Here is a 26,660-nt window from a genome sequence, read left to right on the forward strand (position 1 = left end):
TATAGAGTCTATGTCTTCGTCAAGTTGTTGAGCATTCATTGAGGTAGCTGTCCTGTCTCCATTAATGTCATAAATTGTTCAGCATTAATTATCGGCACGCCAGCTTCTTCAGCTTTGGTTAATTTAGATGCCCCAGGTTCATTACCAGTAACGAGATAGGATGTCTTTTTACTCACTGATACTGACGCTTTTCCTCCGTGAGCGATAATCGTCTCTTTAATACCATCTCGTGTAAAACCATCTAAAGATCCTGTGACTACGATAGTAAGCCCGCTAAGAGTTTGTGATAGCTCTTCCTTCTGCACAACACGCATCCCAACGCCGGCATCCATCCATGCTTGGAGAATGCGCCCACGCCAGTCTGCCGTATTTCCCAGATGCGACATCCATGAATACACTGAATCCGCTAAAGCTGGACCGATACCATTAATTTGTAGCAGTTCTTGCCTCGACACACCAGAAAATGATGGAAGCGAAGGATACAAATCTGCTAAGGCACGCGCATTTGGAGCACCAATATGTCTCATAGACAAAGCGACAAGAACGCGCCACATTTCAGCTTCGGGAGCATGACTTATCTGTTCAAGCATGGAAAGAGTATTCTTTGATGGCTGCGGTGTCTCATCATTTTTAGCAGCATTATAAAAGGCCGGAACTTGATGCCATAGACCAGAGCCGCCTATCTTCTTACGCTTGGTTTTCTTCTTGCCCGTATCAGGATCAATGTACCGAGTAATGCGCACTAGCGGAATCTCACGCCACACCCGAACATCACGAAGCTTATCGACACTGAGCGTAAACAAATCAGCCAATGACTGAACTACAGGCGTTTGAGGCGCAGGAAGTTCTAGATCTTCAGCTGGTTCATAGTCGTCAGGCTCTTGTCCGTCAATAACTTCGATAGCTTTCATATGCGGAGCATACAAGTTCACCGAAGTAGGACGATCGAGCTCAGGATTTGCGAGCGCAGAAGCGACCTGATCGCCAAGGAAATCTATATCGAATGCTGTACGAGATCCAAACGTGATAATTCGCTCGGTCAACTGCGCCGGACACGATTCTGAATTCGGACAGCGTATATCTTTGTCGCCTTCTTTTTCAGGTGCGATAGGCGTACCACAGCTTGGACACACTTGCGGCATGACAAAATCTCGTAATCGATCTTCTCTACCCGCACGCGCGGCCATAACAGGCCCTACGATTTCTGGGATAATATCGCCTGCTTTACGTACAACAACGATATCACCAATCTTCACACCCTTGAATTCCACTTCAGAAGGATTATGAAGGGTTGCCCTTGAAACTGTCGAACCAGCTACATGAACCGGCTTAAGCTGCGCTACAGGAGTTACTCGACCAGTGCGACCAACTTGAACTGTAATATCCACTAACTCAGTATTCACTTCTTCTGGAGGATACTTGTATGCAATCGCCCAGCGAGGAGCTCTCGAGGTACTGCCCATTCTCTCTTGGATACTGCGTTCATTGACCTTAACTACGATACCGTCCAGAGCATGTTCGATATCATAACGATGCTCGCCATAATAATCAATCATGTCGGTAATTTCGTTGAACGATTGAACTATCCGAGTATGTGACGAAATAGGTATTCCCCACGTTTTATACAGTTCATACGCATCAGATTGGCGTTCAACCCCAGATGCTCTCTCGGAGCCCTCAGGCCACTGCACTATGCCTAATCCATGAGCGTAGAAGGATAATTTACGCGTGGCGGTAATACGTGGATCTTTCTGTCGTAACGACCCAGCTGCTGCATTACGAGGATTAGCAAACAGGGCTCTACCCTGTCTCTCATTTTCGCGGTTAAGTTCTTCAAAATCATCGAAACGCATGAAAACTTCTCCGCGAATTTCTACAAGTTCAGGTATTTCATCAGCATCGCCGGCAAGATTTTGTGGAATCGACGCAATAGTACGCACATTAGCCGTAATATCTTCGCCTATTACCCCATCTCCGCGAGTAAGCCCTTGCTCCAAAACCCCATTGCGATAGATAAGATTAAGAGCGAGTCCATCAATTTTTACCTCGCTAGTCATGGATAAAGGCTCATGTTCAGTCATACCTAATTGGCGTCGTACTCCTACGTACCAATTTTGGAGTTCAGAAATACTGAAGACATCATCAAGACTCATCATCCGAGATGGATGCTCGACAGAGGTAAATTCTTGAGAGAAATTACCTCCCACACGATGTGTAGGACTCTGCTCTGTATCTAAAGTTGGAAAAGCTGTTTCCAACCGTTTTAAGAACTCCATACGCGCGTCATAGGCTGCATCCGACGATGCGGGAGCATCATTAATATAATAAGCAATTTGATCTGTCTCAACCCATGCAGCTATCTGAGCCCAGATGCGAGCTGCTTCCTCAGTAGATAAGACCGATATATCTGCACTATTAAGCGATAATGCATTGTCATCGGTATATTCTAATGATTCCCACCAGTTTTTCGAACTACCCGCTCGTAGCCCATTTTTATTGCCGTTATCGACCTCAGAAGAGCTCAAGCCGAAACCTCCGGAAGCAGGATAACCAGCAGAAGAAAACGCATCATCAAAATCGAAAGTATCTTGAATTTCAGGCATTAAGCGACCTTAAGAATTGAGATTGAACAATATATAATGCTTCCGCATCATTCTCATCCAAATTTTGAGTAATTGGGACGAGATTAATAGCAGCGATATTAAGAGCACGGGCAGCAACAAATAGATTACTATCTACTGCTGCTTTAGCACTTGGAGTCATCAGCTGCACCGCATCCGTAAATGGCCATAGATCGATACCGAAATACATCAAAGCATCCGCAGCTTCATCTGCACTATCCGGAAGAGCAATATCTTGTGATCGTGCACGTGATGACAATTCATTAAGCTCTTCGCGTGCATGAGGAACTGCACGTTCAGAAATACCGATGCTGATGATATAGCACGCAGCTGCAGTACTAAATTCATCTTGCATCCATGCGGCATATGCCATCCGATAGTACGCATAAGCCGCATCATCCTTATCCAAGGCGACGAGTAAAGCATTATGCGCGGCAGCAAAAGAAGACTTCCAATCTTCATCTTCTGCAAGCATGACAGATAGACGCAAATGAGGGAATGCATATACTGGAGCATACGAAACAGCCATATTCACATGTTTTAATGCTTTGTCGCGCTGCCCAAGCTGACTATAGACCTCAACTAATTCCATATGAGCTCTAAAAAGATTATCCGGAATAAGAACGAGATTTTCCTGCGATGATGCGCGAAGCTTGTTATACACTACTCGTTCAGGATATGAATTGAAATATACAGGAACTCGATCCCCACTCCTAAATTTCGCATCTAAGATTTCCAGATGATCTTCTAGCATCGTCAATGCCTCTTCGGCGTTTCCTTTAAGGAAGGTCTCACGGGATTTCTCACGCACATTGTCCAATTCATTAGACAATGTAAAACGATTGCGATCGATAGCAGTACCGTCAATCACACTTCGTAGATAAGATTCTTTATATTCGTTAAGTTCCGGATCATTAATCGAATCTATATATTCGGAGATCTTTTGAGCTTTCTGAGGAACCGACAAATCAGTTTCTTGTGCAAATGCTGCAATGTCCTCTTGTGCACGTTCCAGGATATCCGAACGTTGAATCGACAGACCTTGCGCAGTATGAGTTCCTAGCATATCAGCGGTCTCGTCCGACAACACTGCTCGAGAAATCTCAGGCTCATCCTGTGAACCTTCTGGCGAGAAGAATGTATCGCGAATATCAATGGATGTCTCAATTGGCTGCAATACTCCATCCGCATTAGGACTAATCGTGCAGGTCTCAAACTCACGATAGAAATCATATGGTTTCGTTAAGCCATACTCGCGAAGAATTTCCATAAAATGTTGACGCTCAAAAACCACAGCAGCAACAGTATTATTCAAAGCAGTACGACGGATAAGTTCCAGAGGATCGGTACCAGGAGCAGAGGTAATTTTTACTGGTGAATTAGATTCATCGTTCTGCGATTCTCCACTGTGATTTTCACCAGCAGAATCGTCGTTCGCGCTTGTCACAGCATTGAATACTTCATCAACTTCAGCATCTGTTGGCTGTGAATTATACGATTCAAAAGCGTTAATCTGGTCATCGCTAAAGTTCGCAGAATTCATAATATCAAAGAAGGCATCATTATCAGACGATGCAGTATTAGATTCCGCATTGAGCACAGCATTATCAGTCTGCGTGCCTGAAGAATTCTGAGCGCCTGAAGTATTCTGGGTATCCGTGGAACGCGTATGCCCTGGTGCTTGGGAATTCGAATGGAGCTGTTCCTTAGAAGGCGCATTCGAGGAGGATGAAGGTGATTGATTATCCATTCCCATTTTTTCAAGCGCACGCATGAGAAGCGCATACATCGTCGGATCTCGATCTTCAAGATCTTGTGTACTATCCAAACTATCGATACGGATAGCAACCTTATCTATGTTATCGCTTGCTCCAAAGGCTAACGCAGCAAGAATAATTCCTACTCGCAAATTGTATCGAGAACTCATTTGCGCACGCTCAGTATCAGACAGGTCAACCCACGTTTGGCTGGCGCTATCAAAGCGTTGTAAAGGCATACCTGTAGAAGCTGTGCTAGTGAAATCAATTACCGTAGCACGCGCTTTTTCAACATCAGCTCGAAAATCTATATCGCTTCTAAGTGGCAAACGAAGATACGTGATAAGTCTAGACAATGCTTGGCGATACACCCATTGACTATTATGCGCTCCATGATTCTGCTGTGTTTGCGCAAGATTGCGATACGGATCATTATGCATTGCAATGCCAAATGCCGTTTCTCGAGCGGCACGAACCATTGGATACACAGCATTAATACGCGGAATGTTATTAAGCACCGTGTATTGCTGAGGATCAGTTATTTTTTCGCGCGCTTGAGCATAGAATTGTCCCAGCCACCGAGAAGTAAAGGATGATTCTGGCACCGAAGTCTGATTCTTATCGCGTGTATACCAAAGAGCTGGATAAGCTTTAACATCTTCAACTCCATGAGTGTCCAAAGTGCTCAAAGCATCGAAAGCAGGATTCTCTAATAAATCTTCGCTCAATTGCGCCACATACGAGACATGGATGCTGTCCTCAGTAGGCAAGAAATCAAAATGATAGTTATTTTCTATAACACTTGCCGTAGTAACAAAACGGTTAAGATTAGACTCAATACGCAAAGTTTTTACAGCTGCATCAAAATCTACACCGTCTCGCGAATGAAGGTAATACAGATGCGAGCGAGGGTTCGTTTCAGTCTCAAGATTTTCTTGCCCATGCTTTGCTTCAAGGTGAGGAATACGCTCTAGGGCTCCTGATTCCTTCATAGCATGGCAGAAGTATTCTTCCAAACCGGATACGCGAAGACCAGCGGAACGTACGTCATCAATATCAGCATTGCTCATGCGAATTGCACTCAAAGGTGCTTGCTGACGTAAACGGCGGTAAATATTTGAAGTGCCAAATCCGAGCACACGAGGGTTATCTAACGCTAAGGTTGGCTGAGCGTAAATCATAAAGTAAGCAATGACCATTGCGTCCTTTTCACGATTATTAGCCAAATCAGCAGCCGTTAATATCGAAGAACGAACTTGCTCAAAAGTATACCGATTCCCCTGTTTCAAAAATGAAGCGAGCCAACGCGCTCGACCATTTTCACTGCGCGCAATAACCGCACCATGTTTAATATTAATAACCGATGAATTGGAAGCAGATGGCTTCGTACGCATAAAGCGACTTATCTTAACTCGCCCTTCGCCTTCGACTCCGACGTATACGCGTGATTCTAATTCGTTCAAATCAGCACGTAGCTTGCTCGTTTCGTAAATTTCGCCATCAGTATTTGCAAGTGCTATAGGTATGAAATGACTCTTCTGCTTGTCGGTAAAAATTCCCAAGGCATAGCGGTTAAGGGGCATTATTGCAGGATTGTGCATCCAGCCTACTAAGAAACTGTGCCCGTCGATGACCATGGTTGCCACGATTTTACGACTCATGTAAATTCTGCATGTATACATGCTGTCGGCCCAAGGAAACATTTTTGATACCGATTCTAAAACCTGTGCAGAATTCTTCGTAGACATGTTCATAATTGTCCCAAACCGACATGACATGATTGGGCACTCATTCTAATAGAATAACGAACATGGCACGCGCTCATTATGAAGGAACAGTTAACGACGAAACGGCGGATAATACTCAGTTCAGCAACGTTACACCTTCCAGCTTCATCGAGCGCGCTCACAGTTTTGTTGAGCGACCGTCATGTCGTTTTTCGCTCGTAGCGTTGCTCATAATTATTACCATCGAAATTTGTGTTTTTAATATCGGTTCATGGATTTCGCCATCATCCGATGAATCGATGTCATGCAATCTTTCGAATTCATGCACTTATAGCCTCAACAATGCACGACTTATTTCGTCTGCAGCCGACAGCAATACAAAGTCTGATACTACAGCTGTTGAAATTTCTCATTTAGATGCTTCACTTGTCATTCCAGTAAAACCTGGAACTCATATTTCCACTCTTGAATTCACAACAAGTGATGCAACACCATCTTCATATTTCTCACCTATTACAGTAGGAACTAAGCAAGTCACTCTTACTGCACATAGAGATTCCTTTGTTTTCCTTCCATCCCAAGTCAGCGATAAGATAGCACGATCGGGGAAAGTTATTATTAATTTTCCACAAGCCCCTTTGGATACGCGCTCAGCTACACCATCTACAACGATTATTCCTCTTCAATCCGTAACACTCAACGCGCATAAGCCATTTCATTTCAATATTTTCCGAGTTATTGCAATTTTCCTTCTATGCGCTTTTGTGTGGTTCTTGAGACCTGGTTCACGCATTTATTCTATTGAGCTCAATACTCATAGTCGCAAGCAAAAACGCTATTTTGGACTATTCGTTATACTTCCATTCACACTTTTAGCAGTCGCGAGTATGGTTGCTACAGGAATTTTTGTCGGTGAGGATACATGGTTCGAGCAAGGAAATTACATATATTCGTATCATCATTATATTTTGGCTTCACAGTCGATTCTTGAAGGGCACCCGTGGGTTAATCTTCCCATCGATGATGCTTTCGCTTCCCTATCGAATCCATACGACCCACAAGCACGCAATATATTACTGTCGCAAGGATCTCAAATCTACTGGGATTATGCGTTCTTTAATAATCATTGGTATTCATACTTCGCAATTCTGCCGAGCTTGCTCATCTATATCCCTTTTCATGCTCTTACCGGTCAGTGGCCTTCAATTTTTACAGTTATTGCTCCGCTTCTTGCTATCTCAATTATTATGACTTTGGCCACGGTTATACGATTTATCAAGCGTTACTTCCCTCGAGCAAGTATCGGTCATACTATTTTAGTGCTGATAAGCGTTTTTGTGGGTATGAATTTTATTCAACTACTCATGGTAACCAATTTATACGCTGTTGCTTTTACCAGCGCACTTTGTATTAATTCCATTGGGCTGTTCATCTGGATGAAAGTTTCGTCATCGGCGCCTCGTTTTAAAGATTATGCACGCATGGCTATAGGCTCGTTACTCATTGCTTTAAGCAGCTCATGCCGGCCTACATTTATTTTTATGGCCATTCTTGTGGCTCCTATATTCTTTGAAACGGTATGGAAAAAGCCATTGTCAACCGTAGTAAAAGCTACCGCGGCATGTATCATTCCCGCTATCCTAGGAATACTTCCCTCTTTGTGGTATAACTGGTGGCGTTTTGGATCAATTTTTGATTTTGGATCGCGCTATCAGATAACTGTTACCGATGTCATGCATTTGCACGCTTCACCTATTGCAAGTCTTCAAGGAAGTCTCTACTATCTCTTCTATCCGTTAGAATTTAGCTCAAATCCACCATATATTGAATCACCATCGATTGTGACGAGTACATGGATTCATAGAGAAACTTTTATCGCCGGTCTTTTTATTATTGCTCCCGTTATCTTTATTGCTCTTATATCCGCTCTTATTCCACGTGTTCGCCATCATTTATTACACAGATTTATGTGGGTATACACTGTGTTCGGTGTCCTTGTAGGAACTTTCTTATGCGTATTTATCACACGAAGTGGCGGAATCGCTTGGCGTTACGTAGCTGATTTCTCATGGGCGTTTACATTTGCTGCTCTCGCTCCACTTCTCTTTATTATGACTTATGCTCAACGTGGATTGTCTCGAAAGATGCGACTATGGATAAATTGGACTATCGTTCTCGCAACAACATATGAAATTGTTATCCTTATTGCAACAATTTTCATCCCCAACCGCTTTGCATCATTCATTCAATATGCACCGCAATTATATGCATTCATCAGCGATGCGATGACAATTATTCCTTAACTTTGTCGACTGCTTTGTCGACTGCTTTGCCGACCACATCGCCGGCTGTATTACCGACTGTATCGTCATCATCTGAATCGTCAATCTTCGCTGAACGCATTCGCTGGATAGCCATTTGTGTATGAGCCCATACCGTAGTAATGATGATGCTAAGCAATACACCCAAAACTGTACCTATCAAACGATAAATAGCATACAGCATCCGATCTTCGCCAAATTGCACAAGCATCACGAGTGCTAAGGAAATCATTGTAATTTTCCATGATGCCGAAGGCAATTTAAATCCATAGAAGAGCGCACCAATGATGATAATTGCCGTAAATGCAAGAGCAACGAAGATGTAGGGATTATTGCCCATAACATCATCCAACGCGACAACCAGTAATCCAGAAAGTCCGCCAAACATCGTGCCAATCAATCGGCGAAGTCCCGCTTTTCGAGCTTCTTTACGATCAATTTGCGTACACACAACAACAGCAGTAGCCATTGATGTTGTCATATAATGAATGGAAAAAAGTGAGACAACTGCGACGATCGCAATACCGATAGCCACTTCAATTTCTAGAGTAGTGACACGTGGTTTATCAATATGATCGGCCACTTTATCTACTGTTTTCTGGGCGCGCTCTTGAATCTTCTTCACGTTCAGCATTACTCTATAAAACTTTCAATGATACGAATTGTTTCTTTCATTACCTTTTCAAAGGTATCGGATTGCGGTAACAAAGACACCGACATATAGCCATTCGTCTCAATATCAAAGAAATACCCTGGGGCACTCATGCTATGGTTCTTGTTGAGGAGCATAATTCCCAGTTCATCATCATCAATGGATGATGGATATCTCAATAGTGCGCTCCATGCCCCTTCAGTCCGTAATACGGATACTATCCCTTGAGTTTCGTTTGAATCTGTCGTATATGTTTTTAGCCATGTAAGATTAGTCATACATCTCACACGTATTTTTTCACTTTGTGCATCAGCACGCTCGAGAAGCGAAGGAATTTCTCGAGTTATATACGACGACATGGGCAAGAAATCATCCGCAATCATGTCTAAACGCTTTTGAGCTGCATGAACATCATTTTCTGGCCCACTTACATAAATCCAGCCGACTTTTGCATCAGGAGCAGCAAGCATTTTTGAAAACCCATCAAGAGCAAAAGTCAAAACATTTTTTTCGCCGACTAATCTGTCTCGATCATCAAATGCGTCTAACGAAAAATCATAGAAAACTTCATCAGTAATAATCGCTATATCGTATAACTTGCATAATGCAATAATTCGTTCACGTTCTTGACGTTTAACATATGACCCGGTCGGATTATTAGGATTAATCAGAACAATCGCTTTAATGCGATGCTCACTTTCCACGCCATTATGTTCTCGAAGTTGTTCTTCAATAGAAACATAATCGATCATCCAAGACCCATCGTATTCCAAATGATAGGGTAACGCATGCGCAGAGCACAGAGAACAAATCGATTCAATCAATGGGTATCCCGGACGCGGATAAAGAATGTAATCGCCAGGATCGCACAGAAGCATCATGAGCCATGCATAGGCTTGTGAAGTCGAGTTAAGAAGGTACAGGTGTTTCTCATCAAGAGTTCTCTGGTATCGCTTACTAAGGTACTGCGTGAGGTAAATTCGTGCCCTTTCGTCCCCACGCGCGCTAGCACTATACTCAAAATCAGGTGAGTGCACGCTTAGACCAAAATGCGTCGGATTTGAATCATTAAGATGTGAAATGGCAATGCCCTGTCCCTGAAGTTCATTCGAACGTTGAGACAGAGCATTGACATAGGTATCTTCTATACGATGAGAAAAATACACGAGCTGATAATCCTTACTTCCCTCGTATGAGTATCCCCGCGAAAGCTATTGTTGTTTTAAGCTTTCGTTTATTTTTCTTGCGTTGATGCATAGAAAGCTGCACCTACAATTCCAGCATCATTCAAGAGAACAGCTGGAACGATTGGAGTCTTAATCGTGATGTACTCGAAGAATTTTTCGCTCTTTTTCGATACTCCTCCACCCACAACAAAGATATCAGGATCAAAATATTTCTCGAGCAATGAATAGTACTTCGTGAGACGCTTTCCCCAACGCTTCCATGTCAGCTCTTTAGCTGAACGCACAGAGTCCGCGGCATATTTCTCTGCGTCTTTTCCTTCAAGCTCGATATGACCGAGTTCTGTATTAGGCACAAGAGTACCGTTTATAATCAATGCGGTTCCAATTCCCGTGCCCAAAGTTGTCGCTATAACTACACCTTCAACGTTTTTTGCAGCGCCGAATTGTACTTCGGCAAGGCCAGCCGCATCAGCATCGTTCACTACGTGAACTCGACGCCCCGTGCGCTCGCTCATAAAAGCATTCAAATCAATACCGACCCAGGATTGATCAAGATTCGCTATGTATTCCAATCGGTGTCCCGCCTTGACAGGGGCCGGGAACGCAATGCCAATCGGCGTTCCATCATGGACATCATAATGGTCAAGAATTTGCTTAACTATATCAGCTACTGCTTCGGGAGTTGATACCTCAGGAGTTGGAATGCGAAGACGTTCTTCAGCAAATTTACCGTTTATCAGATCTACAGGTGCCCCCTTAATACCTGAGCCACCAATATCGATGCCAAAAGCTTGAGCCGTTTCAATCATGAGCCTTCTCCTTCTTAGGTATGCACAGTATGCATGGATTGCGATGTGCAAATTCATCTTTCTTCGCTCATCTCACCTGTGCCCATTATAATGCAAGTATGAGCACTACGCATTCACAAGTCATCGATGCAATTGATGTACGAGTTTCTTCACGTTCATTTACTAGCGATCTTATTGAAGATGGCATCATTCATCAGCTTCGCCAAAATATTGATGCAATGTCACTATTGTCAGGAGTTAATTTTACTTTGCTAGAAAATCATCCAGAGATTTTCTCACACACAGTTCAGAATTATGGCATTTTTGAAGGAGCAGCTCACGTCATAGTACTTAGTGGAGATGCGAACGATTACGAGTCTATCGAAAAAGCCGGTTTTTATGGCGAGAGATTAGTTCTTACTGCTACGCTTATGGGACTTGCTACATGCTGGGTTGATAACAGTATCGATATGGACTTAACAGCGAGCATCGCTCATATTGACCCATCACATACTGTCTTTGCTGCAATTGCCGTTGGTTATTTCCACAATCAAAAGGATGTACTTGAACAATCCTTCGACGAACGAGAGAACTATCAACGCGAGCATCGCACAAGCCTACCTTTATCTGAGCTAAGCCTTTCTGAGCTCTCTGATGATACACCGTCATGGTATCGGCGTGCTCAGCAAAGGCTCCCTCTCCTCACAATAAACAGCCAATTCGACTGCATCTTGATGGAGATCATTCCATGAGCGCGTCTATTGAACAATCCGCACGTGAGTCCATTATAGCGAAGAATCCTCGCAACTATATAGCTCTCAACTTGGCTCTAGGAATTGCAAAGCTACATGCTCATATCGGCATCACGTCGTCGTCAGATGATCCACACTCCGGACAATGGACTTGGGGAGATAACGCTATCTACACTCTTCGTTAGATGTACAGAGCTGACTCCCGTCCTTACGTTCTTTGGCTGCCTTGCGTAACTATCTTGATGTCTTCATCACGGTAGAGGTTGCGTGACCATGTTATGGTTATTGTGTAAGTTTCAGGGCGAGGCGTAACTCCTCGACTGGCGGTATAGCCCGCGACCCGCATAGCGGTTGATTTGGTGTGATTCCAAAGCCAACGGTATAGTCCGGATAAAAAGGAACGGAAGAAGACTATGACTTCTTATACCCAAAATAGCGATAACTCTCATTCACAGAGCACTAATTCACAATCCAACCAAGAAACAGCTGAATCGCTGCAACCATATTGGACATCACAGCGTATAGCTATTTATGCACTTTTTACTACTCTAGCTATCGTACTTAGTTTCATTCAAATTCCTATTTTCCCAGCTGCGCCATTTTTACGTTATGACCCAAGTGGAATCGTTGTCCTCCTTGCAGGATTCGCATACGGTCCGCTTGCCGCGGTAATTATCAGTGTTCTGAGCGCTTTGCCTCATGTTTTCACAAATCCATTTGGTGGTCTTATTCTGATCGCATGTTCTATTGCTTTTAGTGTGCCATCTGCATGGTTGTATTCACGAAATCGTACTCGCAAAACGGCAATAATCTCAATGATTGTGGGCGCTGTTTGCTTCATTGCCACAGCAATTATCCTTAATCTCATTATCACGCCTTTCTACACTGCTACCCCGTTAAGTGCAGTAATCGCTATGATTGTGCCTATCCTTCTTCCGTTTAATCTTCTGAAGGCCGGAATTCATTTAATCATTACGATGGTGTGCTACAAGCCAATCACTGGATTACTCAAATCCTTTACGGCTTCTCAGACGGCAAGCCGTCGAGTTTAAGATATCCAGAATTGCTATCAGGCATTTGGATGCGCCAATAGTAATAATTTCTTTGGTGAACGCACTGCTTAGACATATATCTAACAGCGCGTTCACTAGACAATAAGGATAATGTTATGAATCCTTCTCTAGCTATCGAATTAGAGCATGTGAGTTTCACATATACCGGTATCGCGAAGACTTCAGATTCTCATACATCTGCGGTACATAATGATTCGTACAATGCACTACATGATATAAATCTTTCCATTCCACAAGGTCAATGGGTCACAATTATCGGCACTAATGGAAGTGGCAAAACAACACTTTCGCGTTTACTTGCCGGTATAAGTGCTCCTAGCTCGGGACGATTAACGTTATACGGTGAAACTGTTTACGATAATTCAGTTTCTATTAATCGTGAAGCCTACATACAAGCTCGTCGCCATATTTCGTATGTTACTCAAAATCCTGAAGACCAAATCGTTGGAGCAACAGTAAAAGACGATGTGGCATTTGAACCTGAAAATCTTGGCTGGCAGCCACAAGATACGGCACATGCTGTGTACTCTTCTCTTGACGATACACGAATGACAAATTTCGCGAATCACGATCCGCATAATCTTTCTGGAGGTCAGCAACAAAGAGTAGCTTTCTCATCAGCCCTCGCTCCACAGACCGAACTACTCATTCTTGATGAGCCTTTCGCTTTCGTCGATGAAAGCGCACGTGAATGTCTCCTTGAAACCCTTAAGAACATTCACAAATCAGGCAAGACAATAATTCTCATTACTCATCATACTCAGCTCGCTCGTTATTCAGATCGTGTCGTTGAACTGCACAATGGTGAAGTTAAACGAGATATGAGTAGCACAGACTATATCAGTCATGTACACACTCATGGTAGCTTGCTCCCACCAACACAAAACAATATAGAAAATTTGGGAATTCTCGTATCGTCCCATGCATCAGCTCAGACCGCCCATAATACCCTTAATTCGCATCCTGAACTTCTGGTAGATGCACGCGACATATCGTATTCCTACACCGACAGTGAATCTGGCATCCATAATTTTAATATGAGCATCGCTCGTGGTGAATTTGTCACGATAAGTGGTCCAAACGGCAGCGGAAAAAGCACCCTTGCAGGTATGCTTTCAGGAGCTCTCAGGCCTAGCTTAGGCGATATGAATATTTATGCGAAACGTATCGGTTTTGTTATGCAGAGGCCTGAGCAGCAGCTTTTTGCATCCACTGTGTATGACGATATAGCCTTCGGACCTAGAAATTTTGGTGTAGATCCTCAAGAAGTTGATGAACGTATCACACAAATCACACATTTTCTTGGGCTAGAAAGTATCATTAGACGCCCTGTCTGGAATCTATCTGGTGGCCAACAGCGACTCGTTGCTCTCGCAGGCATACTCGTCATGAAACCAGATTTTCTCATCCTCGATGAACCAACTGCTGGCGTCGATACTGCTACAGCAGAGAAAATATTGACATTACTTAAATCGCTCCATCGCAGTGGTACGACTATCGTTATGATTACCCACTCTCTCAATCATATCCAGCAACTTGCTACGCGTGCGATTGTACTGAATGACACCGGATTCGATATAACTTCACAAAAACACGAGAAATGTAATACACCTCAATCAGAAAATACTCACGAAGTTCGTGACAATACTCAGATTTCGGCTTCTACCCCACTTCCGTCACAACAAGCTGTACCGATGTCGCGCTTTGACCCCCGCGTCCTTACGATTGTAACTTTGTGCGTTCTTTTTACATCTTTTGCTCTAGAAACGCCATGGCAGTTATTTTTAGGAGTCGTAGTAGCTGGAGCATATGTAGCAATGTCTCATATCCAACTTTCTAAGCTTGTAAAAGAGCTCCACGGTTTCTGGCTTTTCATCGCGTTTATGGGGCTTTTTAATCTGTTCTTCGTCCAAACCGGCAATGAGATCATTCATACAGGTATGCTACGCATTACAGATGCAGGCGTATGGTCATGTATTCTTTACGCGGGACGCTTTGCGCTTTTAGCAGTGATTGCTGTTTCTACTATGCATATTCTTCCTGCAAATCGAATTACTGATGCCGTCGAGTCGATGTGTAAGCCACTGAAAAAAATCGGTTTCCCTGTACATGAGCTAGCTTTAACCACATCATTGTCGCTTCGCTTTCTTCCAATAATTACACACGATTTTCGAAATGTCATGACGGCCCAAAGTCTGCGTGGCGCAACTATTACACACGGGCCATTTTCCTCGCGCATCAAAGCTATTCAAGCGCTCATCATTCCTTCGTTTTCATCAGCGCTTCGTCATGCGGATAAGCTGAGTATCGCATTAGATGTTCGCGGGTTTGATAATTTATCGCACAGAGTTCCGTGGCGTATCATGCGAGTAACATGGCGAGATTATGCCCTTATTGCTACGTATATCGCATATCTCATTGCTCTTCTTACAGTAGGAACCATGCTATAAATATTTAATCGATATTAAATGAAAAGCTGGGAAATCTCGGTATGAGATTTCCCAGCTTTTCTTTAATGCGCTTTATTATCTATTAGCCACGCACAGCACGAGGCATAATTAATACGAATGCTGTCAGAAGCACCGCCCACATCATCGCCGGTGGCCAAACAGTCAAGCTAATAATGAGTCCAATGACTTTGATAGCAATATCGAGAATCATTAGATAATTATGTCGAGTTGCACGTAGGATTAATTCCTGGTCAGTACTAACTCGCCCGAGTTCCGCATACATCCACACGTTTACTAATGAAACGAGAATAACGATAATTCCGTAAACGCCTTGTGCAACAGAATTATTAAAATTCGATGACACTATACTCGTAGTATATGGGAAGAACGACGAGAAGAAGAGTAGCAAGACAGAAATCCATACAAGCGTATTATTAATTTTCTCGACTCTATCCCACGAGCGATGCATATTCACCCACATCGTTCCAAGCCAAAAGAATGAAATCGTGTAAGCAAAGAAATTCGTCCTCAAATCCCAAAAAGCTCCCCATGTAAGAACCTTTGGTCGTTCAAGTTCCAGGACAAGAATTGTCATGATAATAGCCAATACGGCATCAGTAAAAGCAACTAGTCGTTCTTTGGACATACTCATATTTAATTACATTCCTTATACCGTCTTATGGATATGCGCTTCGTCAACATCCGTAAGCTCGCAACTTCTCGTATTTTCCTTTGAAAGACTACACCAACCAATGCATATTAGAGGGGTTAAGTAGCACGATGTATCCTCTCAGTCTTGGCGTATTAGTTTCTGTGCGTTTTTTCAACTCGCGCTATATTAATACCAGCAAGAACCATGATCACAGCAAAAATAAGCATAATATACTGAGCTCGAACGATCATAACATTAGCTTCAATAATATTAGCTGTAAGTAATGTAACAATCGATAATCCCACTGCACCACCTATTTGATGGACAGTATTAACTACGCCGGATGCAGCTCCTGATTCAGTTTCGTTCGCTCCTTCTACAGCTTTGATAGTCATTGGAGCAACGACCAAGCCTTGCCCTATACCGATAAGTAGCATAGGAATTGCAACTCCCCATACATATCCATAGTTAAGACCTATCAAAGCACCCAGTGCGATCCCTATACCATCGATAACAGCACCTGCTATAAGCACCGCAATATGAGAGAATTTATCACTGAGCTTATTTACCAATAACGATACGACGAATTGCGTAGCGGTCATAGGAATAAAAGCTAAAGCTGCCTGGAATGGTGTAAATCCGTAGAAATTTTGTAGCGCCTGTGGCATCAAGAAGAAATACGACATACTTGCTGCCATAAAGAAGAAGCGCGAAATATAGGCACTCGCGCGTATCCCACTACGGAAAAGCGATAATGGCATCAATGGCTGCTGATGCTTTGACTCAACAATAATTAAGCACACAAAAGCCAGAAGGCTAAGAAGCCCGGCATATAAACGCAACCACTGACCGTCTATAAAGTAGACAAGACCCGAAAAAGCTATTACCGAGAAAACTGCTCCCCACCAGTCGACACGCGATTTAGAGTTACGTTCTGATTGTGGAACGAATATCCATGTAAGAATACACATGAGTATTCCCACAGGCACATTAATCAGGAAACCATACCGCCAGTTGCTATAACTCGTAATTAATCCGCCGATGAGCAGACCAAAGCTTGAGCCTAAGCCAGCAGTCACACCATAGTAGGCTATAGCTCGAGATCTTTTCTCTCCCTTATACGTATCCATTAAAAGAGCCAATGTAGTTGGCGCTAGAATTGCAGACCCAATACCTTGAAATGCCCTCATTGCGATTATCATTGTCGCACTTTGCGAAACTCCTACTAGGAATGAAGCAATAGTAAAAATAACAAGCCCTGCTAAAAAGACATACTTTCTTCCATATATGTCTCCTAGGCGTCCAAAGAACAGAAGTAAGCCGCCGAAAGTGAGAGCATACGCATTACTTACCCATGCGATTTGTGATGACGACATCGACAAATCATTGCTGATATGCACAGTACTAGTAAAGATAATTGAATTGTCTAATAAGATCATAAAGTAGGTTAAAAGAACAATCGGCAGAATAATGCCAAATCCTTTAACTGCATTTTCGTCTTTTTTCATTCTTCTCTCTTTCTCATGCTGTGCTTGTAATTACTTCTGCGACTTACCTTGCTAATTTCGGCTGCCTACCCCGCTCTACCGGTTTGGTTCTTACTTCGTTTAATACACCGGTCGATCTGAACCCTGAGTGCTACTGTTTGCAATGCCAATGCTTTCTCGACTCAAATAATCTGGATTAGAGACAATCTTGACAACTACGTCAGCCATACTTTGCCGTGAGCCTGATACGCCAACATATTCTTCACCCTTATGAGTGATGACATAATCAATTTCATCTCTATCGTTAAGCCACGGCAAACGCAAAGTCGTATAATCTAATCCCGATTCCTCGAGAATTTGATCTGAGCGTAAAGCACGCTTGAGTCCATCACGTGTGAGCATCTGAGTATTCCATCGGCCAAATTCCCCTGGAACTTCGTCGTAAATACCCAATACATTCGCTGCAATAACGCGAGATACGCCCGCTTTCTTCATTGCGTCAATGACACCTTGTGTTAAAGCGTTATCACTGTCATGATCGACATTCGAGATGAATACGATATCCTGGCCACTGATTGCAGCATTTAAAGCTTCCTGATCATGAATATCTGCATCAATTACATGTACACGCTCAGTATCAAGATCAACGATATCTTTAACTCGGCTGCTATTTCGTAAGTACAAGGTCAGATCTACATCATCATATTCATTGAGCAAACGCTTTTCAACGATGCGTGCAATCTGTCCGTTAGCACCTAAAATAAGTACCTTTTTCATATGTATACCTTTCTGTATTTTATTAATGCGAATACTGCCTTACATAGTAAAAACTATAGGAAAATCTATAAGTAGTTATCTTAATTTCGTTGATGAGAGAGATACAAGTTATGCCGCAGCTTTGTTTGAACTATCGAGCCACAATTTTTCCACTATCATCACGTTCAAATTCTTTTAAGAATTCCCATGAATAATAAGCTTCGTGTGCATTAACACGATGATCTGCTCCATCGATAAGTATTAACTGTGCAAAAGGCTGTCTATACTGCTTTTTTCTATAATTATTGATAGTCCAATTAACGCCATCAACCATATCCGTTTGAGAATCATTCGGAATGTAGCCCCAGTATGGGGTTTGTTTATAGTCTGGCTGCACGTTACTATCAATCATAGAATTATACAAAAGCAAGCCTCGTATTGATTGAGCAGTATCACTTCGGACCATGGGATTCTTGTCGTAGTCATACCGCGTAGATTCTTGTGAACCTTGAATGACCTGAAAAGGAATTTCATAGCCTTGTTGCGGATTGAGAAGATCTACTTGCCATCCATACGCAGCGATTCCCGAGATAAGCTCTGGATGACGTGCTGCTAATGCCACAGAGGTAGCTCCCCCATTCGAAAAACCAACTGAATAAACACGGTTAGTATCTATCGGATAAAGCTCGCTTGCTCGATTTATGACATCAACGATATAGTCAACCTCTGTATAAGTGGCCACATCATTATATTCAGGAGAGACAACGACGATATTACTTTTTTCTGCTTGCTCGGACCAACCGGAGTCAATTGCCTGCTCTTGCGGATCACCACCAGTTCCGTGAAGGAAAATTACAAGCGGAACTTTCTCCCTGCCGTTACCAGACAACTTGTCATTACTAGTCAGCGTTGTTTCGCGACCATAGACGTAGCTCTTCCTGTCCCCCACCATGAAGGTCGTTGAAGAGCCCTGCGATATCGAGCTAGCCTGAGTGTCACTGGTTTCAGACTGTTCTCCAGATTCAATATTTGCGAAAAACTGAACCTGCAAGAATATGATAACAGCAGTTAAAATTACCAATGCAACAATCCCTGCGCTTATAAAACCTCGCTCGATAAAAGACCTATCGCGTTTCTTAGGCATGAAAATCTCTATTCTTCGACATCAATTACACGTAAAGATTCTTTTCAGACAACCTCTCAAACTAACTCGGAATGATTCTCTTAGCGTGATATCACTTAAACAGATACTGCATACCATGCTCAGTTTCTATTTCAAATGATTCTTGACTATGGCCTCCGTTGTCATTTTCCCAATAGATAAGATTATTATCATTAATCACATTGGAGTGCTCTCGTCGCAAAGCATTTATTTGTGGAATCATACTAGACTTTGTACCGTCATTTTCACCAACCATAGCGATAATCTTGAAATCATTGGGAGTATACCCATTCTTTTCAAGACCCGACACTAAAGTATCTGCTACTTCATTAGTGGACGAGTTGCCAGTCGTTTGACCAATCCAGCTATCGCCTGCCATTGGCATGTAATACCCAAAATACTGACTCTGGTCAACAAGCACATCCCATGTAGTGATACCGCCCATTGAATATCCGCCAAATGCACGATGCATTCTACTGTCCTCAAAGCTCTGGTCAGTTGTTTCAGAAGCATAGGTAGTAAATTGAGATTCGACCTTCTGCATTACTGTTTGTACTTCTGTGGTGGCGAAGAAATGGTTAAGAGGATAATCGGCAGAATAATTACTGACGACAAAACTTCTATCTGGATAATATGTAGGGAAAGCAACAAGCATAGGTTCCATTTGCCCTTGTGCAATCCACTGATCAAAAAGCGGTTGCATTGCTTGAGCAGTTTGCTCGCCACTTCCAGTCGACCCATGCATAAGATAAAGGATATTCATAGGCGTTCCTTGTTTATATGCATCTGGCACATAAACAACGACATTTTTATCGTATGTTTTTCCGTCATACTCGATGTTGTAATCAACTGTTTGCAATTGACTTCCTTGCTGGGAAGAGCGAGTTATTTGTGACGTAGGTTGGGAACGTGTGGTTGCCGAGCTAGTTCCTGACGAATTGAGTCGTATATAAACAAGCCAAACAACTACCGCGACTATGAGAACTGCCGCTATTGCCGCACCTACACGTAATATCGTTTTTCGCATTTTAATATCCATTCGTTACATGACGTACTGCCATACCGCATGTAGGCGGCTCATACATCTACATAGTTAATCGTTCATCATAAAGTCGAGCTTGTGGAATTCCCATGGCATTGAGCTGTGATCTTACTCGAATGACTACAGGAGCTGACCCCACGATGAAGAACTGTGCTGAATCCATCTCTTGCTGACTGATAACTGAATGCAAATCCTCTTGGGTAAAGCGATGAGCTTTTCCGTCATATCTGACATGTGAATTACTATCAGCAAGCCTTGTAAACTCACTATCGAGATACATCTCATTCTCATTCTTAGCTGACCAGATAAGGTGAACTTGTCGTCCGGTTTTTGCATACGCTAAAGCCATACTGTAAAGCGGAGATACGCCTGAGCCTAATCCATAAAGAACAAGTGGAGCTTGAGAATTCTCATTAGCAATCGCATCGAATCGTCCAAATGGTCCTTCTACAAATACCTTCGTACCTATTGGGACATTTTTTATATCGGCCGTGTAATCCCCAACACTTTGGATGATAAAACGTATCGTATGTTTATCGTCAAGAGGTGAGGAAGCAACTGAGAAAGGATGAACTTCTGATGAAACTCCTTTGGCGCTAAAGCGAATGAAGTAAAAATCTCCTGGCCTGTAATTTTGCTCATTATCAAATTTAATCGACACTGAGCGAACATTATCGGATAATGCCTTATTCTCAACCAACATACCAGTAGAACGTTCATCATACGAGGAGACAAACTTTCTGTAAGCATATGTGCCTAGAGAAACCAACGTATATACATTAAAAACAATAATGAAACTTGTTATGTTAGCAACTCGAGGAATCAGATGGACGTGTAACCAAATCAGTGCTACAACTACAAAATTTAACCGGTGAATCCATACCGACAGCTGATGTTTAAAGAAAACTTGTAACTTTTCTTTAGTGATTCGAGCAACTGGGAAACGGTCAACAAACCAGCCTGACATGAATATACTCGCATAAATAATTCCGAAAACGGCTAGGTAAAAAGCCACATCTCCTGTTAAACGAATTTCATCATGATAAGTATAGGCCAAAAGCTGATGAACGAATGCTAAGACTACCGCGAGGACACCAACCATACCATGTACAAAATACATGGCTGGTAGCCCGATAAGTCGGTCAAGCCATTTTGGCCTAGTTGACAAATAAATAATAGCCAGCCACCATACATAAGCAGTGATTCCAAAATCATAGATTACAAGATCACGAGTTCCAGCTACAAGATTAGTATTCAGCAAATAAACAAGTGGGAGCGGGAGAATAGCAAGGATAGCTACCCATACTGCGTACAGCGCAAAAGGATGCTTCTTCATTACTGTGTTACCCCTATCTGCTTAAGCCATGAGTCAACATCTGCTTGAGAATTAGCTGCTTCAGGACCACGCACACTAAAACCATCTAGGACAGTTGCCTGTGGGAACTGCGAACTGAGCTGCGATTGAGTATTGCCCAAGCCGGAGCCTTCATTGGTAGTAAATGGAATAAGAGTTTTATTCGACAAACCGTTTGCTTCAGCATCTAAGAAGGTTCGTACGATCATCGGATATTCTCCCCACCACACCGGAGCACCGATAAAGATATACTCATATCCGCTTAAGTCTGGTAAATCACCCTTGATAGCTGGACGGGCATTATTATTCTGCTCATCACGAGCTATACGAGTTGTCTGAGTATAGTCGTCTGGATAATCGTTTTGTGGAAGAATTTCAAACGTATCAGCATTAGTTGCTTCTTGAATAAAGTTTGCGATACGGGCCGTATTACCTATTTCTAGCGGTCCATTCCATACGCCCTGAGTACGTGAGAAATAAACTACTAATACATCATGGTCTCCAGAAAGATCCTTCGTGCTTTGACGAGTTGTTTTCGCTTGAGATACAGCTGCAGAATTTTCCTGAGTAGCCTGATTACGTGCTTGCGAGCGCGTATACATAAATATGCCAGCGGCTACGACAATGAGCGCTAACACAATAGTAAAAATCGTGATTCTCTTTTTCATCTTATGTTCTCCTAAATTTCCAAGTAAAAGATATTTTTCGATTCATGTGAACTTCTATATATAACTTTATAGAGTAAAAGTTGATAAATGAGGAACTCTCTTATTTAGCCCATTCAGTTTAAGTATACGTAATTCCACAAACCGTATGGAGTTATACGAACGCTTTACTTTGTATGCTTTACGAGTATGAAATATTAAAAAAATGAGCTTCAGCAATTTTATAAAACTATTGTAAACTTTACGACAATAGATGAGAGGCTCCACATTCTACATGTGGAGCCTCTCATCTAATACGATTACTTTTAGCCTAGTGGGGTTTATTCCACTTCAGAACCAGTATTCGTATCCTCATTCGAGTTATTGCTATCAGACTGATGTGCATCATCAGATACAGAGTCTGCTACAGCTTCTGCTTCGTCGACAACAAACTCTTCTTGAGCTTCTTCTTTAGCTTCAGCTTCTACCACTTGAGCTGGCTGCTCATAAGGCTTTGCTGTAAAGATAAACTCACCAAGAATTCCTTCACCCTCTGCATCGACTTGAATCTGCTCGTTATCATGCAAATCGCCAAGAAGAATTTTCTCGGAAATAGCATCTTCAATATCGCGCTGAATTACTCGGCGAAGTGGTCGAGCGCCTAGAAGAGGATCGAAGCCCTTCTCTGCTAGGAGATCTTTCGCTGCATCTGTCAATTCGACATCCATATGACGTTCGAAAAGACGATCATTGAGACGTGCTACATCAAGATCAACAATTTGACGAACTTCTGGCTCTGTCAGCTGCTGGAAGACGATAATGTCATCCAAACGATTCAAGAACTCAGGTCTAAACTGGCTCTTAAGCTCAGTGGAAACTTGATCCTTCATACGCTGGTATGAAGTCTGAGTATTTCCGCTGATGTTGAAACCAGTATTAGCAGACTGAGAAATCTTGCTCGTACCAAGATTTGTCGTCAAAATGATAATGGTGTTCTTGAAGTCCACCTTGCGACCCTGACCATCTGTCAAGTGTCCGTCGTCCAAGACCTGAAGAAGCGTATTGAAGATATCTGGATGCGCCTTTTCGATTTCGTCGAAGAGAACAACTGAGAATGGCTTGCGACGCACCTTTTCGGTTAGCTCGCCACCCTCATCGTAGCCCACGTATCCTGGAGGAGCTCCGAAGAGACGTGAAGCAGCGTACTTCTCGCCAAACTCTGACATATCGATACGAATCAATGCATCGTCATCATCAAAGAGGAACTGTGCCAAGCTCTTAGCAAGCTCGGTCTTACCCACACCAGTTGGACCTGCGAAGATGAATGAGCCAGATGGACGACGAGGATCCTTCAAGCCTACACGAGCACGGCGTATAGAACGTGCCAGAGCACTTACTGCTTCATCTTGTCCGATGATACGCTTGTGCAGCTCTTCTTCCATGGACAAAAGCTTCTTAGATTCTTCCTGAGTCAGCTTAAATGCTGGAATACCCGTAGTCGAAGAAATTACTTGCGCGATGACTTCTTCATCCACAACCATGGACACATCGGATTCACCTTCGCGCCATGCTTTCTCACGGTCCACACGCTGCTTTTCCAAAGTTTCTTGTTCATCACGAAGTGCTGCTGCCTTTTCGAACTCTTGCTGAGCAATTGCTTCGTCCTTTTGCGTCTTTAAAGCAGCGATACGCTTATCCATCTCCTTAAGCTCTGGTGGAGCAGTCAAACGACGGATACGCAAGCGTGCACCGGCTTCATCAATCAAATCAATTGCCTTGTCTGGCAAATGACGATCTTGAATATACCGCGCAGAAAGTTCTGCGGCAGCCTGAAGAGCTTTATCCGTGATAGTTACGCGGTGATGATCCTCGTAATTCTTACGAAGCCCCTTCAAGATTTCAATGGTATCGGCGATACTTGGCTCATTCACCTGAATAGGCTGGAAACGACGTTCGAGAGCAGCATCCTTTTCAATGTACTTACGATACTCATCTGTAGTCGTAGCACCAATGGTCTGTAGCTCTCCGCGTGCGAGCATTGGCTTAAGCATATCTGAAGCACCCATAGCGCCATCAGCTGCACCTGCCCCAACGATTGTATGAATCTCATCAATAAACAGAACTACATCGCCACGGGTTTGAATTTCCTTGAGAACTTTCTTTAAGCGCTCTTCAAAATCACCACGATAACGAGAGCCCGCAATCATTGATCCCAAGTCAAGAGAGTAAATCTGCTTATCCTTTAATGTTTCAGGCACATCACCTGCAACTACTTTTTGTGCAAGACCCTCAACAACAGCAGTTTTACCTACACCTGGTTCTCCAATAAGAACCGGGTTATTCTTAGAACGACGACTCAGAACAACCATAACGCGTTGAATTTCGGCGCTACGTCCGATAACCGGATCAAGCTTACCCTCACGTGCTTGCTCTGTTAAGTTACGTCCAAATTGATCGAGTAATGCTGAACCGGATTGGTTCTGCTTATTCGATACACTTCCGGAATTTGCTAAGCCATCATCAGAACTAGAATCATGAGTATCTCGGATAGCATCAATAACAGAAGTGCGAAGTTCGCTCAAGTCCACGTTCATCTTGACAAGAACCTGGGTTCCTACTCCCTCGCCTTCATGAATCAATCCAAGCAAAATATGTTCAGTGCCGATATAGCTATGTCCAAGCTGCAAAGCTTCGCGCAATGATAATTCAAGTACCTGCTTTGCATGAGGAGTAAAAGGAATATGCCCGGTAGGAGCAACACTTCCTTTACCAATCATTTCCTCGACTTGAGCTTTGGTAGCGTCAAACTGCACACCCTTAGATTCCAGCGCTTTCGCAGCTACACCCTCACCCTCTCGGATAAGGCCAAGCAAAAGATGCTCGGTACCGATGTAGTTATGCTGAAGAGAGCGTGCTTCCTCCTGAGCTAGCACGATTACTCGGCGAGCCCTATCGGTAAAACGTTCAAACATAGATTCCTCCATATATTTCTGCTGATTAATACTTTACAGTCTTAACAGCATTTTTGGGTAGAATTTCCGACTTTTACCTCTGAGAGCCTAAAAACTTGAGTCCACTCGGCGCAACTTCTATGAAATTGTAAGTATTTATTCGTTTCCTAGAACGGGTACTCCGCTAATATCACTGCCTCTACCACGGCTGAGTAATTGTTATACGCTGTTCGTCGTGATTTTCTCATCATTTATTTCAATTTGTATGCCATTATTTTCCAAATGCGGTAAACTGAAACAAAGGAGTAATCATGACACACACCGTTGAAAATACATATATTCCTCGTGGTGAACTCGCCGTCGGAGTCGACGGGTCAGACGAATCCTTCACTGCTTTAAAATGGGCAATGCAAGAATCAAGTACCACAGGTCAAAAAGTTCATGCGATCTATGGATGGACTCATTCGTGGGATTTGGGCGACGAGCCTTCTTCACCTCAAGAATGGGAACGCGTTCGCAAGGTTATCAATACGCAGTTGCAAACATGGGCAGATGAAGCTGCTCGCGGGATCAATTTTGATTCTTCTCTCTTGAAGCTTACATCTGTTCATTCAGCTGGTGCTACTGCCCTATTAGACATCGGCGAACATGCTCATCAAATTGTCGTTGGAAGGCGAAATATGGGTGCAGTGGCTCGTTGGTTCCTCGGATCAATGAGCGAAAGCTTAGTAAACCAATCCCCTGTACCGGTTACTGTCGTTCATACTGCACAGCATGATGATGACGACATTCCTTCTTCTGAATTAATTAGTGAAGAAAGTATGCTCGGGCAGAATCATCTCTTACCAATAGTTGTAGGAGTTGATGGCTCCCAAGTCAGCCTTCGTGCTTTAGATTTTGCTATCGAGGCTGCTCGCATGGAACATCGTGAATTGCACGTTATATACTGCTGGCAAACTAAGTCGCTTGCTGAATACATAACTCCTCAAGAAGGTATACCATCAGTTACACAAGAGCAGTCCATCGCTGAAAAAGTGTTAACAGACATTATTGATCAAGCAGGTATACCAAGTGAGATTACCGTTGTCAAGCATGTTATTCATACTCCAGCAGCTAAGGGTCTACTTGAAGCATCACGTTATGCATATCGAATTATCGTAGGATCTCGTGGCTTGGGCAAATTTAATCAACATGTTTTAGGATCAGTAAGCCAAAAGCTCCTTGATAAGTCTATGACAACAGTCACTGTTGTCCACTAATACTTAATAATATTATTCGCTTTTA

The 26,660-nt window shown here is 43.0% G+C and carries 19 protein-coding genes and 1 riboswitch; of the genes, 6 read left to right on the top strand and 13 right to left on the bottom strand.

Features of this window, described 5'->3' with window-relative positions; genetic code table 11:
- Window positions 1-35: 35 nt before the first annotated feature.
- Complete coding sequence (ligA, locus tag EJ419_RS08140) at window positions 36-2,603, bottom strand: NAD-dependent DNA ligase LigA (RefSeq protein ID WP_131285411.1); 2,568 nt, start codon at window positions 2,601-2,603, stop codon at window positions 36-38.
- Complete coding sequence (locus tag EJ419_RS08145) at window positions 2,596-6,126, bottom strand: tetratricopeptide repeat protein (RefSeq protein ID WP_131285413.1); 3,531 nt, start codon at window positions 6,124-6,126, stop codon at window positions 2,596-2,598. Before EJ419_RS08145 ends, ligA begins: the two co-directional genes overlap by 8 nt.
- Window positions 6,127-6,188: 62 nt before the next feature.
- Between EJ419_RS08145 and EJ419_RS08150 the strand changes: the two genes are divergently transcribed.
- Window positions 6,189-8,408, top strand: a complete 2,220-nt coding sequence (locus EJ419_RS08150) for a hypothetical protein (protein WP_131285415.1) — start codon at window positions 6,189-6,191, stop codon at window positions 8,406-8,408.
- On the opposite strand, the gene EJ419_RS08155 is transcribed toward EJ419_RS08150, so the two are convergent.
- From EJ419_RS08155 to ppgK, 3 genes are all read right to left on the bottom strand, one after another.
- On the bottom strand, window positions 8,398-9,051 hold the full coding sequence (locus tag EJ419_RS08155) for an FUSC family protein (protein WP_205668856.1): 654 nt from the start codon (window positions 9,049-9,051) through the stop codon (window positions 8,398-8,400). The genes EJ419_RS08150 and EJ419_RS08155 overlap by 11 nt on opposite strands.
- Before the next feature lie 8 nt (window positions 9,052-9,059).
- Entirely contained in the window at window positions 9,060-10,244 is a 1,185-nt protein-coding gene (locus tag EJ419_RS08160) for a pyridoxal phosphate-dependent aminotransferase (protein ID WP_131285419.1), read from the bottom strand.
- 68 nt (window positions 10,245-10,312) lie between these two features.
- The gene (gene ppgK, locus EJ419_RS08165; RefSeq protein WP_131285421.1) at window positions 10,313-11,074 is read right to left on the bottom strand and encodes a polyphosphate--glucose phosphotransferase; all 762 of its coding nucleotides are present in this window, start codon (window positions 11,072-11,074) and stop codon (window positions 10,313-10,315) included.
- A 98-nt stretch (window positions 11,075-11,172) separates the two neighbouring features.
- Between ppgK and EJ419_RS08170 the strand changes: the two genes are divergently transcribed.
- From EJ419_RS08170 to EJ419_RS08185, 4 genes are all read left to right on the top strand, one after another.
- Window positions 11,173-11,805: a nitroreductase family protein gene (locus EJ419_RS08170; protein WP_165496285.1), complete on the top strand. Its 633-nt coding sequence runs from the start codon at window positions 11,173-11,175 to the stop codon at window positions 11,803-11,805.
- Complete coding sequence (locus EJ419_RS08175) at window positions 11,802-11,990, top strand: hypothetical protein (RefSeq protein ID WP_131285425.1); 189 nt, start codon at window positions 11,802-11,804, stop codon at window positions 11,988-11,990. Before EJ419_RS08170 ends, EJ419_RS08175 begins: the two co-directional genes overlap by 4 nt.
- A gap of 103 nt (window positions 11,991-12,093) precedes the next feature.
- Window positions 12,094-12,212, top strand: a riboswitch (FMN riboswitch).
- 6 nt (window positions 12,213-12,218) lie between these two features.
- Window positions 12,219-12,857 carry an ECF transporter S component gene (locus tag EJ419_RS08180; protein WP_131285427.1) on the top strand — a complete coding sequence of 213 codons (639 nt, stop codon included), beginning with the start codon at window positions 12,219-12,221 and terminating at the stop codon, window positions 12,855-12,857.
- A 116-nt stretch (window positions 12,858-12,973) separates the two neighbouring features.
- Complete coding sequence (locus EJ419_RS08185) at window positions 12,974-15,328, top strand: energy-coupling factor transporter ATPase (protein ID WP_131285429.1); 2,355 nt, start codon at window positions 12,974-12,976, stop codon at window positions 15,326-15,328.
- Window positions 15,329-15,410: 82 nt separating this feature from the next.
- Here the strand turns inward: EJ419_RS08185 and EJ419_RS08190 are convergent, their stop codons facing one another.
- From EJ419_RS08190 to EJ419_RS08225, 8 genes are all read right to left on the bottom strand, one after another.
- Window positions 15,411-15,980, bottom strand: coding sequence for a TMEM175 family protein (locus EJ419_RS08190; RefSeq protein ID WP_205668857.1), 570 nt, complete (start codon window positions 15,978-15,980; stop codon window positions 15,411-15,413).
- Between the two features lie 152 nt (window positions 15,981-16,132).
- A complete protein-coding gene (locus EJ419_RS08195) occupies window positions 16,133-17,488 on the bottom strand; it encodes an MFS transporter (protein ID WP_131285431.1) in 1,356 nt (451 codons plus the stop codon).
- A gap of 99 nt (window positions 17,489-17,587) precedes the next feature.
- Entirely contained in the window at window positions 17,588-18,244 is a 657-nt protein-coding gene (locus tag EJ419_RS08200; protein WP_131285433.1) for an NAD(P)H-binding protein, read from the bottom strand.
- 130 nt (window positions 18,245-18,374) lie between these two features.
- The gene (locus tag EJ419_RS08205; RefSeq protein ID WP_131285436.1) at window positions 18,375-19,367 is read right to left on the bottom strand and encodes a CE1 family esterase; all 993 of its coding nucleotides are present in this window, start codon (window positions 19,365-19,367) and stop codon (window positions 18,375-18,377) included.
- Between the two features lie 91 nt (window positions 19,368-19,458).
- On the bottom strand, window positions 19,459-20,412 hold the full coding sequence (locus EJ419_RS08210) for an alpha/beta hydrolase (RefSeq protein WP_165496286.1): 954 nt from the start codon (window positions 20,410-20,412) through the stop codon (window positions 19,459-19,461).
- A 58-nt stretch (window positions 20,413-20,470) separates the two neighbouring features.
- A complete protein-coding gene (locus EJ419_RS08215) occupies window positions 20,471-21,763 on the bottom strand; it encodes an FAD-binding oxidoreductase (RefSeq protein ID WP_131285440.1) in 1,293 nt (430 codons plus the stop codon).
- Window positions 21,763-22,449 carry a flavodoxin gene (locus tag EJ419_RS08220; protein ID WP_131285442.1) on the bottom strand — a complete coding sequence of 229 codons (687 nt, stop codon included), beginning with the start codon at window positions 22,447-22,449 and terminating at the stop codon, window positions 21,763-21,765. Before EJ419_RS08220 ends, EJ419_RS08215 begins: the two co-directional genes overlap by 1 nt.
- A 317-nt stretch (window positions 22,450-22,766) precedes the next feature.
- The gene (locus EJ419_RS08225; RefSeq protein ID WP_131285444.1) at window positions 22,767-25,397 is read right to left on the bottom strand and encodes an ATP-dependent Clp protease ATP-binding subunit; all 2,631 of its coding nucleotides are present in this window, start codon (window positions 25,395-25,397) and stop codon (window positions 22,767-22,769) included.
- Window positions 25,398-25,687: 290 nt separating this feature from the next.
- Between EJ419_RS08225 and EJ419_RS08230 the strand changes: the two genes are divergently transcribed.
- Entirely contained in the window at window positions 25,688-26,635 is a 948-nt protein-coding gene (locus EJ419_RS08230; RefSeq protein ID WP_131285446.1) for a universal stress protein, read from the top strand.
- Window positions 26,636-26,660 lie beyond the last annotated feature (25 nt).

It is taken from the genome of Alloscardovia theropitheci (assembly GCF_004332295.1).
Lineage (GTDB): Bacteria > Actinomycetota > Actinomycetes > Actinomycetales > Bifidobacteriaceae > Alloscardovia > Alloscardovia theropitheci.